Source organism: Actinomadura harenae, from assembly GCF_003696215.1.
Lineage (GTDB): Bacteria > Actinomycetota > Actinomycetes > Streptosporangiales > Streptosporangiaceae > Spirillospora > Spirillospora harenae.
The window spans coordinates 1-15567 of the sequence record NZ_RFFG01000042.1 but is presented as its reverse complement, the minus strand read 5'-3'; the positions used below and the strand labels follow the sequence as shown (position 1 = coordinate 15567).

Sequence of the window (15567 nt, the reverse complement as noted above, 5' to 3'; positions counted from 1 at the left end):
GTTCTGCTCGCGTTCGGGGCGGTTCGCCCGTGGTGGCAGACTCGGGGCATGGGTCTCGCTTCGCACCTGGAAGAACTCGGCCGGCCGTGGGTCGAGCGGCAGCTCGCGCATCCGACCGTGGAGGGCATCGGCCGCGGTGATCTCGACGAGGCCGTCTTCCGGTCCTGGCTGGAGCAGGACTACCTGTTCCTGCTCGACTACGTCCGGGTCTTCTCGCGGCTCGCGTGGCAGGCGCCGTCCGCGCACCTCGGCGACCTGGTCGACCTCGCGCACGCGACCTTCCACGACGAGCTGGACCTGCACCGGGGGCTGTCCTCGGAGTTCGGCGCGGACCTGGACGGCGCGAAGAAGGGCGGCCCGTGCGCCGCCTACACCGAGTTCCTGCTGGAGTCGGCCGCGGATTACGGTCAGGGGCTGGCCGCCCTGTATCCGTGCATGTGGGGGTATTCGACGCTGGGGGCGCGGCTCGCGCTGAACCCGCCGTCCGAGCCCCGGTACCGGCGCTGGGTCGACACCTACGCCGATCCCGGGTTCGCCGAGCTGACGCGGCGGATCGCCCAGATGATCGACGAGGCCGCCCCGGACGCGGCGCGCGCGGAGGCGGCCTTCCTCGAGGGCATGCGGCACGAGCTGGCCTTCTGGGACGTCCCTCTGTAGGGACGGCCGGCGGGTTCAGTACGCGCCGTTGCCGCTGACGACGGCGCGGACGGTGCGCCAGAGGATCTGCAGGTCGAGCAGCAGCGACCAGTTCTCGACGTACTGGAGGTCGAGCCGGACGGCCTCGTCCCAGGAGAGGTCGGACCGTCCGCTGACCTGCCAGAGTCCGGTGAGGCCGGGCTTGACGGCGAGCCGCCGGTAGACGTCCTGGCCGTACCGCTCGACCTCCTCGGGCAGCGGCGGACGCGGTCCGACCAGGGACATCTCGCCGCGGAGCACGTTGAACAGCTGCGGCAGCTCGTCGATGGAGTAGCGGCGCAGGACGCGGCCGATCCGCGTGACGCGCGGGTCGCGCTTCAGCTTGAACAGCACCGAGCCGTTCTCGACGCGGGCCGACAACTCGACGCGGCGGCGCTCGGCGTCGGTGACCATCGTCCGGAACTTGACCATCCGGAACCGATGTCCGGCGCGTCCGATTCTGGTCTGCAGGAAGAACGCCGGGCCCGGGTCGGTCGTCCGGACGGTGATCGCGACGGCCAGCAGCAGCGGCGCGACGGCGATCAGGAGCAGGGCCGCCGTGACCCGGTCGAAGGCGGCCTTCGCGGCGCGCGCCGGGCCGGTCAGCTCGGGATGGTCGATGTGCAGCAGGGAGAACCCGGCGACGGGGCGGATGGTGAGGCGCGGGCCCGCCACGTCCAGGAGTGCGGGCGAGACGAAGAGGTCGGTCCGAAACTTCTCCAGCCGCCAGGCGAGCCGCCGCAGCTCGACCCCGCCCAGTTCGAGGCAGGGGAGGACGGCGACGGCGTCGGCGCGGCAGCGTTCGACCACCTCGGGGACGTCGTCGAAGCCGCCGAGCACCATGACGTCCTCGACCGTCCGGCCGGGTGGTTCGGGCGTGCAGACCGCGACGACCTGCATCCCGTGGTGCGGGTGCAGCGAGAGTTCACGGACGAGGTCGGCGGCGCCGTCGCGGTAGCCGACGGCGACGACGCGGCGCATGCAGTCGCCGCGCTCGCGGGCGCGGTGCAGGCGGCTGCGGGCACCGCGGCGGGCGGCCACGTCCAGGGCCACGAGCAGCGGCAATGCCAGAATCACATATCCGCGCGCGACTTCCGCCTTCGTGGCGTATGACAGGATCGCGACGGCCGCAGTCAGAGTGATACCCGCATTCAGTACCTTCCGATATTCGGCCGCTCCGCTGCCCAGAAATCGGTGGTCGTAGCAGCCCGCGAACGAGAGCCATGGCACCCAGACCACCGGGAGCCCGATCCCGAGCAGGATGTCGGGCCACCGCCCGCTCTCGTCCCAGCCGGAGAAACGCAGCGCGAATCCGGCGATGCCGGCGGTGGCCGCGCACGCCAGGTCCAGCACGACCAGCAGGTGGACATACCGTGCGAACCAGGTGGCGCGCGCCGCGACCCGGCCGCCCGTACCGGAATTAACGCCGTCGATAACGGTCACTTGTGGTGCCCCCGAAAACAACGCCTTTGCCCTGAAATGCCATTAAGCCGGATGGGTGCGTGTCGCACGGTCTCCGAGAGCCGTCGCAGAGCTGACTCGGCCATTGATAACCCGATGCAGGCGCGCGGCAAAGCGGAAGACAGTGGCCGTATGTGGTCAGAGCGAAATAGCAGGAAATTGTGAACCTCGTAGCTATTGTCTGTCGCGTCGGGGTGACGGAAGGGCATCGGGGTGGGCGGGTACAACGGTGTGCGCGGGGTCGGCCGCGACGTCGGCGGGGCTGAACGAGACGTCGGCGGAGCCGAGCGAGGCGTTGGCGGGGCTGAACGAGACGTCGGCGGAGCCGAGCGTGGTCTCGGCGGGGTCGGGCGGCGCGTCATCAACCTCACGACGCACGGCATCGGGCCGCGGCGAGGCGGACGGTCACTCGATCCAGGCGAGGACGGCACGTGGGTGGACGTCGACCGCTTCGAGCGCGTCCTCGACGCGGTCGCGGACCGTCCGGACGTCCGGCTGACCTTCGACGACGGCAACGCGTCCGACGTCGAGACGGCCCTTCCCCGGCTGCTCGCGCGCGGTCTGACCGCCGAGTTCTTCGTGCTGGCCGGACGGCTCGGCGAACCCGGGCGGCTCACCGCCGACGGCGTCCGCGAGCTGGTCGACTCCGGGATGACGGTCGGCTCGCACGGCTGGGCGCACCGCGACTGGCGACGGCTCACCGCCACGCAGGTGGGTGAGGAGCTCGTGCGCGCGCACGATGTCCTGAGCCAGATCACGGGCGCTCCGGTCACGCGGGTCGCCGTCCCGTTCGGCTCCTATGACCGGCACGTCCTGCGCCGCCTGCGTCGTGCCGCGGTCACCCGCGCGTACACGAGCGACGGCGGTCCGGCCCGTCCGGACGCCTGGCTTCAGGCGCGCACGAGCCTCCGGCACGACCTCGACGACGCCTGGATCGCCCGTGTCCTCGCACCGCCCGGGCCCGCGCTCCGGCTCCGTCGCGCTGCCGCCCGCCTCGTCAAGCGCACCCGCGGAAGGTGACCGAATGCCGCATGCCAACCCCGCAGGGCCCGCCCGGCCGCCCCGCGTCGCGGTCGTGGTCGTGACGTACAACAGCGCGAACGTGCTGCGCGGATGCCTGGATTCGATCCTTCCCGGGGCGGACGGCGCGGCGCTTCGAGCCGTGGTCGTCGCCGACAACGCCTCGCGGGACGAGTCGGTGGGCATCGCCAAGGACGCGGCGGCGACGCTGCCCTTGCAGGTGATCGAGACGGGCCGGAACGGCGGGTACTCGGCAGCGATCAACGCCGGAACGGCGGTCCTCGACCTGGACGACCTGGACGCCGTGTTCATCATGAATCCGGACTGCCGGTTCCTGCCGGGGGCCCTCGCCACACTGGCCGGAGCGCTCGCCGAGGATCCCGACCGGCGGGGCATCGCAGTCCCGCGCCTGTCCCAACCGGATGGGACGCTCCAAGGCTCGCTGTTCCGGCAGCCCAGTGTCGCGCGCGTGTGGATGGACGCGCTGGTCGGCGGACGCCGCTCCCGTTGGGGCGAGAAGGTCATCGATCCGGACGCCTATACGCGCGCGCACGAGGTGTCGTGGGCGACGGGCGCGGCGCAGATGCATTCGGTGGAGACGATCCGCAGAGTCGGCCCATGGGACGAATCGTTCCTGCTCTACAGCGAAGAGACCGAATACGCGCTACGGGCCGCTGACCATGGGCTCTGCACTTGGTACGAGCCCGCCGCCGGGGTGGTGCACCTGGGCGGCGAGTCCGACTCCAGTCCGATGCTGTACTCGCTGCTCACCGTCAACCGAGTGCGCCTCTTTAGGCGGCGGCAAGGGACACTCGCCGCCGTTCCGTTCTTCGTGGGTATCGCGTTGGGTGAGCTCCTGCGCGCCCTCGCCGGACGCCGTACCTCGCGTGCCGCGCTTGCCGCGCTTCTGCTGCCGTCCCATCGGATCCGGGAGCTGAAGGCTTGATGGCGCCGGTCTCCCGGCCCGGCGTACAACTGCGCCTTGTCGGGCTCGACGCTCTCGGCTCGGCCGAGCTCGCCGCGTGGCATGAGCTGCGAGCGGCGGACGCGCGCTACGACAGCCCGTACTTTCACCCGGCTTTCGCAGCCGCCGTGCACGCCTCGGGACGGCCGGTCACGGTAGCCGTGGCGAGTGAGGGTGAGCGGATCACGGGGATCTTCGCCCTGCATCGTGACGGCGCGGTCGCGCGTCCGGTCGGATGGCCGGGGGCCGACTTCCAGGGGCCGATCTCGGCGCCCGGAACACCGTTCCCGGTGCGGTCCCTGGTGTCGGGCGCGAGCGTCCGGACGCTGGAGTTCGACCACCTGGCCGACGGCCTGCCCGGGTTCGAGCCGTGGGTCGAGTCGCGGCGACCGTCGCCGTTTCTCGACGTCAGCGGGGGGTTGGACGGCTACCTCGGCCGCGCGTCCCGCAGCGGCAAGGACAACATGGGCCAGGCCAGGCGCCGCGCCCGCAAGGCCGAGCGGACGCTCGGACCGGTCACCTTCGAGGCCGACACGGTCGACCCGGCCGCGCTGGACGAGCTGATCGGGCTGAAGCGCGCCCAGTACGCGGCGACCGGCGCGCGCGACTACTTCGCCGATCCGACGCGGCGCGACCTGCTGCATCGCCTGCTGCACTCCCGTTCGTCCGATTTCGGCGGGGTGCTGTCCGTGGTGCGGGCCGGGCCGGAACTCCTCGCGGCGCATTTCGGTCTGCGCTCCGAGGGCGTTCTGCACTGGTGGTTTCCGGTGTACGACCCGGCGCACTCGGCGCTCTCACCCGGCTGGATCCTGCTCCGCGAGCTGGTCACCGCCGCGCCGGGACTCGGTATCACCCGCATTGACCTGGGACGCGGCGAGGACGAGTACAAGCGCCGCGCCAAGACCGGCGAGACGTACGTGTGCCAGGGCGCGGTGCTGCGCGGCCCGGTCGCGCGTGCCGTCCGACGCGTCCGGAACAACGCCGTGGGAACGGCCCGAAACACGTTGCGCGACACCCGGTGGGCTCCCGCCCTCCGCCGGGCCCGCCGCGCGATGGAGACCGTCCGTCGATCCGAGGACGGCCTTCGATGACCCCGCCTGTCACCCACCCCGCACTCGGTCCCTCCCCTGCCCGGCGCCAGGGGGCGCCGGCTCATCCCTGGATGCGTGAGCTTTGGCTGTTCACGGCGGCAAGAGCGGCGAGCGCCCGGCCCGGCGGACCCCCGCCCGGCGGCGCGCCCTGATCCTCGTGGAGAACCTGTCCGTCCCGTTCGACCGGCGGGTCTGGCAGGAGAGCACGGTGTTGCGCGACGCGGGCTGGGAGGTGCACGTCATCTGCCCGCAGGGAGCGAAGAACGACACCGAACGTGAGGCGTTCATCGACGGTGTCGCCATCCATCGCTATCCACTGGACGCGGCGCGCGGCGGGCCGCGCGGCTACCTCGCCGAGTACTCCACGGCGCTGTGGCACACGGCCAGGATCGCGCGACGGCTCGTCCGGGAGCGCGGCCCGTTCCATGTCGTGCACGCGTGCAACCCGCCTGACCTGCTGTTCCTTGTGGCGCGGATGCTCAAGAGGCAGGGCACGCGGTTCGTTTTCGACCAGCACGACCTGGTGCCGGAGCTGTACCTGTCCCGGTTCGGGCGCGGTGAGGACCTCCTCTACCGCGGCGTCCGCCGGGTAGAGCGCGCGACCTATGACGCCGCCGACGTCGTCATCGTCACTAACGAGAGCTACCGGGACATCGCCCTCGAGCGTGGAGGGAAGCGTCCCGAGGACGTCTTCGTCGTGCGCAGCGCCCCGGCGACGGACCGCTTCCGGCCCGTCCCTCGGCAGGACGAACTGAAGCGCGGCAAGGAACATCTGCTCGTGTACCTGGGCGTCATGGGCCCGCAGGACGGTGTGGACTATGCGCTGCGTTCCCTCGTCAAGCTCCGCGACGAACAGGGACGGAACGACTGGCATGCCGCGTTCCTCGGCGATGGCGACATGTTCGAGTCCCTTGTCCAGATGGTTCGTGACCTCGGCCTAGAGGACCGGGTCGAGTTCCCCGGACGTGTCCTGGACGACCGGCTGCTGCCCTATCTGTCCACAGCGGACGTCTGCCTGGCGCCCGATCCGTACAGCCCGCTCAATGACCGGTCCACGATGAACAAGGTCATGGAGTACATGGCCATGTCGCGGCCCACGGTCTCGTTCGATCTGCACGAGTCGCGCGTGTCCGCTGGGGACGCGGCGCTGTTCGCCCCTTGCGACGACGAATCCGCGTTCGCCAAGCTCATCGCACAGCTCCTGGACGACCCTGCGGAACGCGCGCGCATGGGAGAACTGGGCCGCCGACGTGTCGTGGGACCGCTCTCCTGGGACCACTCCCAGAAGGCGCTGTTGGCGGCCTACGATGCGGCGTGCGCCCCGGAACGGATGCGCCGCACCTCCCTGGCCCGCCGCCTAGGACGCCGCACAGCATTGGAGGGGTCGTGAAGCAGACGTTGCGCAGCCGCTTCGTCGAAGGGCCCGACTCACTGGGCGCGAAGGCCCGGCAGCGGCGTTGGGACATGTTCCGCCAAGCGTTCCCCGACCTGGACGCGATGTCGGTGATCGACCTTGGCGGAACCTACGAGTTCTGGGATCGCGCTCCTGCGCGCCCGGCCCGGCTGCACATCGTGAACCTCCTGGAGAAACAACCGGACGACCTCCCGGACGGCGTGACCGCCGAGACCGGCGACGCCTGCGACCTGCGCGAAGACCTGCTCGGACGCGATTTCGACCTGGTCGTGTCCAACTCGGTGATCGAGCACGTCGGCGGGATCGCGCGGCGCGAGCGGTTCGCGCGCGCGGTCCGGGAACTGGCCCCCCGGCACTGGGTGCAGACGCCGTACCGCTACTTCCCGATCGAACCGCACTGGGTGTGCCCGGGGTTCCAGTTCCTCCCGCTCAGCACGCGCGCGCGTCTGGCCGAACGCTGGCCGCTCGTCAAGGTGAAGCCCGAAGGACGCGAGGCCGCCATCGCGGACGCGCTGGGCGTCGAGCTCCTCGGTCGGACGGAGATGGGCTACCTGTTCCCCGAGTCGGACATCCTCGGCGAGCGGTTCGCGGGCCTGGTGAAATCGCTGATCGCTGTGAAACGAGGTTAGGAATGGCGACTGCTGGCGTCGGTCCCCCAGCTGACGGGACGGTCTCGCCGCACCCGGGCCAGGGCTTTGTCCAGCGCCAGCACCGCAAGGTAGCAGGCGGCCTCGACGGCCCCGACCCTCCGCACGCGCACGAGGCCGAGCAGATCCGGAAGCCGCAGCGGGTTCGCGGTCACCGGCCGTCCGAGCTCCGCGAGCTGCCGGTTCCCCAGCCGGACCCGGACCCGCCGGCGCAGATGCGCCCGGACGGTCCGGGCCGGGCGTACCACCGAGGCCGCCTCGGCGACGACGGCGCGCTCGTCCTGGCCGAACGAGGCGTGGACCCAGCCGTCGTCGGCGAGCAGGCCGTCCGGCAGCGGGAACACCCGCGCGTGCCCGTCCTCGGTCAGGACGTACACGCCCGTCCCGGCGAGGCCCCGGGACGGAGCCACAAGGGCCTCGTGCACGCGGTGGACGCGCCGGGCGACCGGACCGGCACCGGACAGGTCCAGCACGGGCCGAGGCGCGCAGGCCAGCACTCCGGGCTTCTGAACGGCCTCCACGAGCGCGCGGACGCCGTCCGCGGAGAGCAGGACGTCGGCGTCGGCATAGACCCGGGGGAAGACGCGCGCGGACTCGTCGCCGAGCCGCAGCGCGTTGGCCTTGCCCGGCGTCTCCGTCTCCACGACCCGGACGCCCGCGTCCCGTGCCACCCCGGCGGTGCGGTCGGTGCAGGCGTTGGCGACCACCACGACGTCGAACTCCCCGGGAACGGCCCCGTCCAGGAGCCGGGCGAGCAGACCGGCGAGCCCGGCCTCCTCGTTGTGCGCGGGAATGACGACGCTGACAACCGGCCCTTCGGTGAGGTCCACGACATATGAGAGTAGAGCGAACCAAGCTGGACGGGATGCTCCTGTTCGTCCCCGAACCGCACCACGACGACCGCGGCCTGTTCACCCGGACGTTCGACGCCGCCGTCGCGTCCGCGCACGGGCTGGACGCCGCCGCGTTCCTTCAGGACAGCCAGTCCAGGTCACGCTATGGAACCGTGCGCGGCATGCACGGGCGCTCGGGGCGAGGTGAGGGCAAGCTCGTGCGCTGCGCGCGGGGTGCGGTCCTCGATGTCGTCGTGGACGCGCGCCCGGGGTCGTCCACCTTCGGCCAGCACGTGACCGTCCGCCTGGACGACGAGACGTTCACGACGCTGTTCGTCCCGCCGGGCATGCTGCACGGCTTCCAGTCCCTCACCGCCCTCTCGGACGTCTGCTACCGCATCAACCGGGAACACGACCCGTCCGAGGACCTGTCCGTCCGCTACGACGACCCGGACCTGAGGATCCCCTGGCCGCTCCCAGTGGCCGCGATCAGCGACCGCGATCTGGCCGCCGGCCCCTGGTCCGCCCTACGCGCCCGGCTCACTCGCTAGGCGGTCCTTCACCGGCCGGACGTCTGGGTCCTTGAGCGTCCTCGTGCGCGCGTTCCTGGCAGGCCCCAGACCGCGCAGCAGGAGGAACGTCGTCAGCGTGGCCGTGCCCGCCGCGGCGATGGCCAGGGCCCGGCCCGCGACGACCGCGCTCGGCGGCGCAAGATCGGGATCACCCGTCAGATCCAGTGCCGTCGCAGCCCTGTGACCTGCGAGAACGGCGATCGCGGTGGACGCCGTCACAACAATTCCGAGAACGCCCCCAACGATCCACCCCCCGTCGTTCGTTGTGGTGAGTGGAACAAGGAGACCGCGGCGACGGAGGAGGGCGACCGTGAGGGACACACCGATCATGACGATCAGCGCACTGCCCACGGTGTCGCTCGGGCGGTGCCAGCTGACCGTCACCGTCGCCGCGCCGATCCCGGCCGAGCCCAGCAGCACCGGCAGGGCCGTCCACGACCGCCACCGCACCGGGACGGCCAGCAGCAGCCCGCAGAGCACGGCCGTCGCGACCGCCGTGTGCCCGCTCGGAAACGACCGGTCCTCCCGGCGGAAGCCGTGGGCGAGCAGGATCGGCCGCGGCAGCACCGCCTGGAGGATCTCGGTCGTCGTCACCGTCGCGAAGATCATCAGGACGGCCGCGACCGCGATCGCGCGGCCGCCCGCCCGGTGCCCGATCCAGCCGACCAGCCCCGCCGACAGCACCAGCGAACCGACCGAGATCAGGTCCAGCACCATCACCACCGGCGACTCACGATCCGGCCACGACGCGCGCAGCACCGCGTCCTCGAACCGCTGTCCCGGCACCGTCCACACCGCCAGCGCGTACACCGCGACCAGCAGCACGCCGCACACGGCGGCCACACCCACGGGAACCGCGCCGGCCCGGCCCTCCACCCCCCGAGACGCCATGCCCACCAACGTAACCAGGCCGGACGGGCGGCCGTGGGAACCGGCTGGCCACAATCAGCCGTCGGCCGGGGAACCGCCCCGCCCGTCCCGCCGCTGTGCTCACAATGCGACCTATGACCGAGTCGTTCGGCCGCAGCCGGGCCCTGACGGTCGCGACGGCGGGGCTCCTCGTCCTCGGCCTCGCCGCCTGCCAGGGCAGGGACAAGACCGCGTCACCCCCCGCGGGCGCGAGCTCCGGGCCCACTCCCGGCCCGTCCCCCACCAGGACCGGCCCTCCACCGACGCCCACGGACGTCCCGACGGCCGACTCGACCGCGACCGGCCGCCCCGGACGCTGCCCGGCCTACCCGACCCCCGACTGCACGGGCGCCCCGCGCACCCTCACGGCCCCGCGCAAGCTCAAGCTGAACGTCGACGACGACGCTCTGCTGATCGACAAGCCCGGCACCGTCCTGAACGGCGTCCACGTCCCGGGCAACCTGGTCATCGCCGCCGACGACGTGACCATCCGCAACAGCGTGATCGACGGCCGCGTCACCAACGACTACAAGGACGCCGACCACCCGTTCACGATCACCGACACGACCGTGGGCCGCCCCGACCGCTGCGTCAGCGAGGACGCCGTCGGCACCTCCCGCTACCGCGCGTCCGGCCTGCTCGTCCGCGGCTTCAGCCACGGCTTCAAGGTCTCCGGCGACGCGGTGAAGGGCGGCGACGTCGAGATCACCGACTCCTTCGTCAAGAACTGCTCCAACGGCGCCGACCACGCCGACGGCATCCAGGTCTGGGGCGTCCACGACGCCCGCCACCTGGTCGTCCGGCACAACACCTTCGACCAGCGCGGCGTCTCCGACTTCACCGCCCCGCTGTTCCTCGCCGACAGCGCCGGCGGCACCATCAGCGACGTCACCGTCGAGAACAACCTCGTCGCAGGAGGCACCTACAGCATCCAGCTCAAACACGTCGCCGGCCGCCTGACCGTCCGCGGCAACCGCATGGTCGACAAGACCTGGTCCTACGCCCCCGTCGAGTCCTGGTGCCACGCCATCCAGACCTGGACCGGCAACACCATCGTCACCATCGACCCGGCCTACAAGATCACCGCCACCCTCCGCCCCCTCCCCTGCACCGAATGACCCGCCCCGCCACGGGGGAGTGCCCGGGTCAGGGGGTCGGGGTGACTTTGGAGCGGAGGGCTCGGGCGGCTCGGGTGTTCCGGGCGCGGACGCGCCAGGGGACGGCCGTGGGGGATTCCTGTTCGCGGGTGATGCGGAGGAGGGCCCCGGCGGCGCCGATCATGAGGAAGGTGAGGCCGGTGATGGTCGCGAAGGAGAGGAGGTCGAAGGTGACGGCGCCGACGAGCGGGGCCGCGAGGGAGGCGGTGACCGAGAGGGCGAGGTCGCGGGTGTCGGGGTCGGAGAACGCCTTGCCGCGAGCGCGGATGGAGGAGTAGATCCCGCCGAGGAACAGCAGGACGAGCGCGGTCGTGCCGAGCAGGCCGGTCTCGACCATCGACATGATGTATTGGTTGTCGAAGGCGTTGTAGACGGGGAAGTGCCAGGTCCCGTCGCCGCGTCCGAAGATCGGGTGCTTGGAGATCTCCATCGCGGCCTGCCCGTAGCGGTGCTGGCGTGCGGTGATGCTGGTGTCGGCCTGCGCGTTCGCGAACAGGTTGTAGATGGCCCGGACCAGCCCGCCCGCGACCATCAGGACGGCGATCGAGCACGCCGCGACCACCACGAGGGCGCGCGTGCGCATCCGCGGGGGCCAACCAGCGAGCAGCACCAGGCCGACCGCGAGCAGCGTCAGCACGCCTGAACGCGACACCGAGAACAGCATCCCGGACAGCAGCAGCGTCGCCGACCCCCACCACGGCCAGGCGGGCTCTCCGGCGCGCCGGGCGCGCAGGGCGTAGTGGATCGCGAGCGGCAGCACCATCGTGCACACGATGCCGAACTCGATCGGATGCCCTGTCGTGGCCGCCACGCGCAGCTGCCCGCCGCGGGGGATGATCGTCGGATTGTCGTCGCTCGTGTACCGCAGCAACGGCACGACCATGTACGTGGTCAGGTCGAACATGAACAGGTACTGCACCGCGCCGACGAAGGCCGCCACCGTCCCGCCCGACACGACCCACTTCAGCAGGACGTCCAGCCGGTCGAGCGTCCGGACGCCGTCGCACACCGCCAGCGTCACCCCGGCGAACGCCACCGCCAGCACCAGCGAGTGATCGAGGAGGTTCCGCTCGTCCGCGGGCAGGTAGCTGCTGTTCGCCGCGCCGTAACAGGCGAACATCACCGCCACGTAGAACGACGCGACCGTCCGCGCCGCCGCCCGCCCCTTGGCCACCCCCGAGTTCGTCACGAACTGCGCGGCCAGCCACGTCAGGCCCATGCCCAGCGCGACGAGGTCGGCGGGCGTCAGCGAGATCCCCGTCCCGCGCACCACCAGCCGCGCCGGGACGACCAGCGTCGCGAGCGCGAACATCACCCCGAGCGTCGCACCGTCCGCCCGAGCCGCCACCCCGCCCGCCCGCCCGCGGGTCGTTTCCGGAGCCCTGCCTCTCCCGGCTCCTCGCCGCCCCCGCCCGGATCCGCTGACGTGTCCCCGATTCCTCCCGACGATGTGGGCCGCATGGGGCCGTTCTACGGACGGGGCCTGGCGGCCGTGGTCCTTGAGGTTCGGAGCTTGGGAGGACGGGGTGGGCCCAGGGGCGGTGTTCTCGGGCACGGTCAGTGCCCTCCGGCGGGTTCGGGCTCTGGTCTGGGGGCGGGGTGGGGCCGGAGCGCGGGGTTGTTCCCGGCACCGGCGGATTCGCGGCGGCGACGGCGGTACTGGGCGTAGCTCTCGCCGCCGTAGGCGAGGGTGAGCGAGACGATGACGGAGAAGGCCATGAAGGCCACGGCGGCGCGCTTCTTGCCCTTGCGCTGGACGACCGGGGTCGTGGGCGGGACGGCGCTGCTGAGGGTGATGAACGTGGCCGGGGGCGCACCAAGGGAGTGCTGGCGTTCGTCCAGGACGCGCTGGGCCTGCTGCACGAGCTTGGCGTTGGTGGCGAAGGCGTCGTTCTGGGACGTGCTGTCCACCTGGATGTAGATGAACGGGCTGCCGTTGTCGAGCAGTTCGGGGTTGTTGCTGCCGTTGCCCACCTGGACCTGGGTGGAGCCGCCGGGCGACGCGCCGATCCGCTGGCCGACCTCGGGCGATCCGAGGATCTGGATGAGGATCGCGGCGGTCTCGCTCAGTCCCCGGTCGTAGATCAGCAGCGGGTTCCGGTTGGGCTGTTTGCGCTGGTCGACGGTGATGTCGCCGCCGTTCTTCGGGCTGGACAGCACCAGCACGGACGTCGAGACCCAGTGCGACGGCGTCAGTTCGAACACCGCGCCCGCCATCGCGAGCGACAGCACGAACGCCGGGACGGTCAGGTACCAGCGCCGGAACAGCACCAGCAGCGTGCTCCAGAAGTCCATCGCGCCGTGTTCACCTCACCCGGGGAGCGGGCGCGTCCTCGGAGTCCTCGCCCACCTCCCGTTCCCGTGCCGAGGCCTCGGCGCCGAGGATCTCAAACGCCGCCGTCCCCTGCCGTCCGTTCGCCGCCCGCGCTCCGCGCTCGCGCCGGTGCTCGCCCTGGGCCGCGCCACCACCGCCGAACGAATCCTTGAAGTCGCCGCCGCGCGCCCCCTCGCCCCCGCGCGCCCCCTCGCCCCCGCGCGCCCCCTCGTCCACGTGCGCACGCTCGCCCCCGGGCGAATTCTCACCCGGACGCGACAGTGCCTCCTCGCGGGGTTGCTCGACCGGATCCGCTGTCGCCTCCTCGCGGGAGTGTGCGGCTGGATCCGCTGGTGTCGCCTCGCGGGGTTGGTCGTGGACGGTTTCGGTGGGGTCGCCTAGGGCGGGCAGGCTGTAGTCGTGGGGTGTGGGCGCGCCGTTGGGGGATGGACGGTCGGTGCCGTTCTCCCAGGTGGACGCGTCGTATGCGCCGGCCCCGGACGAAGGTGAGGGAAGGGCGGGGCGGCGGGCGGGACGCAAGGGAGCGGAATCCGTGGTGGTGCCGTAGTAGAAGTCGTAGGGGGTTTCGGAGGCGGCCTCACGGAGGGCTCGGCGGCGGGCGCTCAGGTAAGCGATGCCGAAGCCCAAGCAGACGACGGCGGCGAAGGCCGCACCGGAGAATTCCCATTTCTGGGTCGTTTTGGCCTGGGGCGACGAAGCCGGGACGACTTCGGTGAGCATCAGATAGGTCTGTCTGGGCGCGCCCAAGGCGCGTTGGCGGTCGACCAGATCGCCGCGCAGATACTGTTCGGCGTTCCGGACGATCCCGGCGACGGCCCCTTCTTGCGTGCTCGTGACCTGGACGAAGATGAACGGGCCGGTCTGGCTGGCGGTCATCACCTTGCCGTTGCTGGTGCCGTCGTTGATGACGACCTTGGTGGGGCTGCCCTTGCCCGCGCCCATCTTCGTGAGCGCCTCGTCCGTTCCGGCGGCCTGGATGAGGATGGCCGCGGTCGTCTTCAGGCCGTCGTTGAACTGGAGCAGGGGGTTGGTCGTCCATCCGGGGCGGTTCGGGTCCTCGAGGCCGCCGGCGGACGGGGTGGTGAGCACGAGCAGGCTGGACGAGACGTAGGTGACCGGCGTCAGGACGAACATGAGCGCCGCGACGCCGAGGCCGAGCACGACGACGGGCGGCCCTATGAGCCGGTTCCGGGCGATGCCCAGGATCGTCTTCCAGAAACCCATGTGTGCCCCCGGTCGGCCCCCGTGAGGACGAGGGCGGTCGACTGCGCCGCGTCCGGCAGATGATGTCGCTGTCATGGTGCATCCGGGTGATGCGGATTTCATCGGTGCAGGCGTCTCCATGGCCACTATCGGCCTGTGGAAAACCCCAGATCACCGCGCATCGCACCGGTTGCGAGACGGGCCATTCTCCGGGCCCGGTGTTCGGCCACGCGCCGTTCTCTGCGGGCCCAGGTGGCGCGGACGGCGGCCCGCGCGCGGCGCCGTTGGTCGTCGGTCAGTTCCGGGGTGTTCGCGGGATCGTCCACCCACCGGTAGATCTCGAGGCATTCGAGGGTCGTCGCGCAGTGCGCCTGCCATGACGGAACGCCCAGGCGCCGGGCGAGAACGCTCGGTTTCTCGGTCTTCCAATGGCGGTGCGCGAGTATCTCGTCGACGTGTCCCCAAGGGCCGGCGAGGGCGAGTTTCGTGGCCATCACCTCGTCCTCGCGGAGGATGTTCCGGCGCGGCAGGGCCCGCAATACGTCCCGGCGGAAAAGGCCGTAGAGCGGGTCGATGAGGAGGTGGCTGGAGTTCAGCAGCCGCAGCATCGTCGTGAAGCGCACGAGCGGGTCGTCCGACGCGAGCCCCCGGTCGCTGAAGGGGGACGTGCTGACGACGCCGTCGTCGCCCGTGTAGGACGTCTGGGACGTGACGAGCACGAGCCGCTCGTCCTCGCCGAAGACCTTCAGCGACCGGGACACGAGCGTCGGTTCGAGCACGTCGTCGTCGCTGACCCAGCGGAAGTACTCCCCGGACGCCAGCCGGACCGCGCTCATGAAGTTCGGCAGGATCCCGATGTTCTCCGGATGCCGCCGGTAGGTGACGCGGGGGTCGCGGGCGGCGAGCGCGCGGCAGCGGTCGCCGGTGTCGTCGTCGGACGCGTTGTCGCAGATCAGGAACTCCAGGTCCGGGTGGTCCTGGCCGAGCACGGACCGGGCGACCCGGTCGATCCGTTCCCCGGCGTTGCGCACGGGCAGCGCGATGGTCACCAGCGGCATGACGGTCAGCCCTCCTTGGACATGGCGGGGATCGGAAGTCGGTGGGCGACGCGCAGGAACGCGTCCTTCGGGACGGCGAGCAGCAGGTACGCGAGGAGTCCGAGGCCGCCGGCGACGACGAGCCGCACCGCCGCGACCTGCCCGAACGCGACGGTGACCGCGTGGTCGGCGGCGAGCACGACGGCCGCCATGGCCGCGGCCGCCGCGGCCGGGCGGGCGAGCGCGGGC

At 71.5% G+C, this 15567-nt stretch carries 16 protein-coding genes; 8 read left to right on the top strand and 8 right to left on the bottom strand.

Annotated elements, in window-relative coordinates; translation table 11 throughout:
• Positions 1 to 48: 48 nt before the first annotated feature.
• Positions 49 to 657, top strand: coding sequence for a TenA family protein (locus EBO15_RS22825; protein ID WP_122196472.1), 609 nt, complete (start codon positions 49 to 51; stop codon positions 655 to 657).
• A gap of 15 nt (positions 658 to 672) precedes the next feature.
• Here the strand turns inward: EBO15_RS22825 and EBO15_RS22820 are convergent, their stop codons facing one another.
• Positions 673 to 2118: a sugar transferase gene (locus EBO15_RS22820; RefSeq protein ID WP_122196471.1), complete on the bottom strand. Its 1446-nt coding sequence runs from the start codon at positions 2116 to 2118 to the stop codon at positions 673 to 675.
• A 453-nt stretch (positions 2119 to 2571) separates the two neighbouring features.
• Between EBO15_RS22820 and EBO15_RS22815 the strand changes: the two genes are divergently transcribed.
• The 5 genes from EBO15_RS22815 (at position 2572) to EBO15_RS22795 (ending at position 7254) form a co-directional block, all read left to right on the top strand.
• On the top strand, positions 2572 to 3156 hold the full coding sequence (locus EBO15_RS22815) for a polysaccharide deacetylase family protein (protein ID WP_233616369.1): 585 nt from the start codon (positions 2572 to 2574) through the stop codon (positions 3154 to 3156).
• 4 nt (positions 3157 to 3160) lie between these two features.
• Positions 3161 to 4102, top strand: coding sequence for a glycosyltransferase family 2 protein (locus EBO15_RS22810; RefSeq protein WP_122196470.1), 942 nt, complete (start codon positions 3161 to 3163; stop codon positions 4100 to 4102).
• On the top strand, positions 4102 to 5211 hold the full coding sequence (locus tag EBO15_RS22805) for a GNAT family N-acetyltransferase (RefSeq protein WP_233616368.1): 1110 nt from the start codon (positions 4102 to 4104) through the stop codon (positions 5209 to 5211). Before EBO15_RS22810 ends, EBO15_RS22805 begins: the two co-directional genes overlap by 1 nt.
• An 82-nt stretch (positions 5212 to 5293) precedes the next feature.
• Positions 5294 to 6601: a glycosyltransferase family 4 protein gene (locus EBO15_RS22800; protein WP_122196469.1), complete on the top strand. Its 1308-nt coding sequence runs from the start codon at positions 5294 to 5296 to the stop codon at positions 6599 to 6601.
• Positions 6598 to 7254 (top strand): class I SAM-dependent methyltransferase, encoded by a 657-nt coding sequence (locus EBO15_RS22795; RefSeq protein ID WP_199744744.1) that lies wholly within the window; start codon positions 6598 to 6600, stop codon positions 7252 to 7254. The genes EBO15_RS22800 and EBO15_RS22795 overlap by 4 nt, the downstream gene beginning before the upstream one ends.
• On the opposite strand, the gene EBO15_RS22790 is transcribed toward EBO15_RS22795, so the two are convergent.
• On the bottom strand, positions 7251 to 8102 hold the full coding sequence (locus EBO15_RS22790; protein ID WP_122196468.1) for a glycosyltransferase: 852 nt from the start codon (positions 8100 to 8102) through the stop codon (positions 7251 to 7253). The genes EBO15_RS22795 and EBO15_RS22790 overlap by 4 nt on opposite strands.
• A 5-nt stretch (positions 8103 to 8107) precedes the next feature.
• Between EBO15_RS22790 and EBO15_RS22785 the strand changes: the two genes are divergently transcribed.
• A complete protein-coding gene (locus EBO15_RS22785) occupies positions 8108 to 8656 on the top strand; it encodes a dTDP-4-dehydrorhamnose 3,5-epimerase family protein (RefSeq protein ID WP_122196467.1) in 549 nt (182 codons plus the stop codon).
• On the opposite strand, the gene EBO15_RS22780 is transcribed toward EBO15_RS22785, so the two are convergent.
• Positions 8633 to 9568: a phosphatase PAP2 family protein gene (locus EBO15_RS22780; RefSeq protein WP_147481620.1), complete on the bottom strand. Its 936-nt coding sequence runs from the start codon at positions 9566 to 9568 to the stop codon at positions 8633 to 8635. The two genes, EBO15_RS22785 and EBO15_RS22780, sit on opposite strands and share 24 nt — an antisense overlap.
• Before the next feature lie 113 nt (positions 9569 to 9681).
• Here EBO15_RS22780 and EBO15_RS22775 point away from each other — a divergent pair, with 113 nt between their 5' ends.
• Positions 9682 to 10704, top strand: a complete 1023-nt coding sequence (locus tag EBO15_RS22775; RefSeq protein WP_122196465.1) for a right-handed parallel beta-helix repeat-containing protein — start codon at positions 9682 to 9684, stop codon at positions 10702 to 10704.
• Between the two features lie 28 nt (positions 10705 to 10732).
• Here the strand turns inward: EBO15_RS22775 and EBO15_RS22770 are convergent, their stop codons facing one another.
• From EBO15_RS22770 to EBO15_RS44375, 5 genes are all read right to left on the bottom strand, one after another.
• A complete protein-coding gene (locus tag EBO15_RS22770) occupies positions 10733 to 12055 on the bottom strand; it encodes an O-antigen ligase family protein (protein WP_122196464.1) in 1323 nt (440 codons plus the stop codon).
• A gap of 245 nt (positions 12056 to 12300) precedes the next feature.
• A complete protein-coding gene (locus EBO15_RS22765; RefSeq protein ID WP_122196463.1) occupies positions 12301 to 13038 on the bottom strand; it encodes a YveK family protein in 738 nt (245 codons plus the stop codon).
• A gap of 10 nt (positions 13039 to 13048) precedes the next feature.
• Positions 13049 to 14302, bottom strand: a complete 1254-nt coding sequence (locus EBO15_RS22760; protein ID WP_122196462.1) for a hypothetical protein — start codon at positions 14300 to 14302, stop codon at positions 13049 to 13051.
• Positions 14303 to 14427: 125 nt separating this feature from the next.
• Positions 14428 to 15339: a glycosyltransferase family 2 protein gene (locus EBO15_RS22755; protein WP_122196461.1), complete on the bottom strand. Its 912-nt coding sequence runs from the start codon at positions 15337 to 15339 to the stop codon at positions 14428 to 14430.
• Between the two features lie 5 nt (positions 15340 to 15344).
• On the bottom strand, positions 15345 to 15567 hold a 223-nt coding region (locus EBO15_RS44375), incomplete at its 5' end, for a hypothetical protein (protein ID WP_407643381.1).

Excerpts from the sequence above, each read along its gene's own strand:
- EBO15_RS22765 (WP_122196463.1), bottom strand. The coding sequence starts at position 13,038 with ATGGACTTCTGGAGCACGCTGCTGGTGCTGTTCCGGCGCTGGTACCTG.
- EBO15_RS22755 (WP_122196461.1), bottom strand. The coding sequence starts at position 15,339 with ATGCCGCTGGTGACCATCGCGCTGCCCGTGCGCAACGCCGGGGAACGG.
- EBO15_RS22760 (WP_122196462.1), bottom strand. The coding sequence starts at position 14,302 with ATGGGTTTCTGGAAGACGATCCTGGGCATCGCCCGGAACCGGCTCATA.
- EBO15_RS22770 (WP_122196464.1), bottom strand. The coding sequence starts at position 12,055 with ATGTTCGCGCTCGCGACGCTGGTCGTCCCGGCGCGGCTGGTGGTGCGC.
- EBO15_RS22805 (WP_233616368.1), top strand. The coding sequence starts at position 4,102 with ATGGCGCCGGTCTCCCGGCCCGGCGTACAACTGCGCCTTGTCGGGCTC.
- EBO15_RS22810 (WP_122196470.1), top strand. The coding sequence starts at position 3,161 with ATGCCGCATGCCAACCCCGCAGGGCCCGCCCGGCCGCCCCGCGTCGCG.
- EBO15_RS22785 (WP_122196467.1), top strand. The coding sequence starts at position 8,108 with ATGAGAGTAGAGCGAACCAAGCTGGACGGGATGCTCCTGTTCGTCCCC.
- EBO15_RS22825 (WP_122196472.1), top strand. The coding sequence starts at position 49 with ATGGGTCTCGCTTCGCACCTGGAAGAACTCGGCCGGCCGTGGGTCGAG.
- EBO15_RS22775 (WP_122196465.1), top strand. The coding sequence starts at position 9,682 with ATGACCGAGTCGTTCGGCCGCAGCCGGGCCCTGACGGTCGCGACGGCG.
- EBO15_RS22780 (WP_147481620.1), bottom strand. The coding sequence starts at position 9,568 with ATGGCGTCTCGGGGGGTGGAGGGCCGGGCCGGCGCGGTTCCCGTGGGT.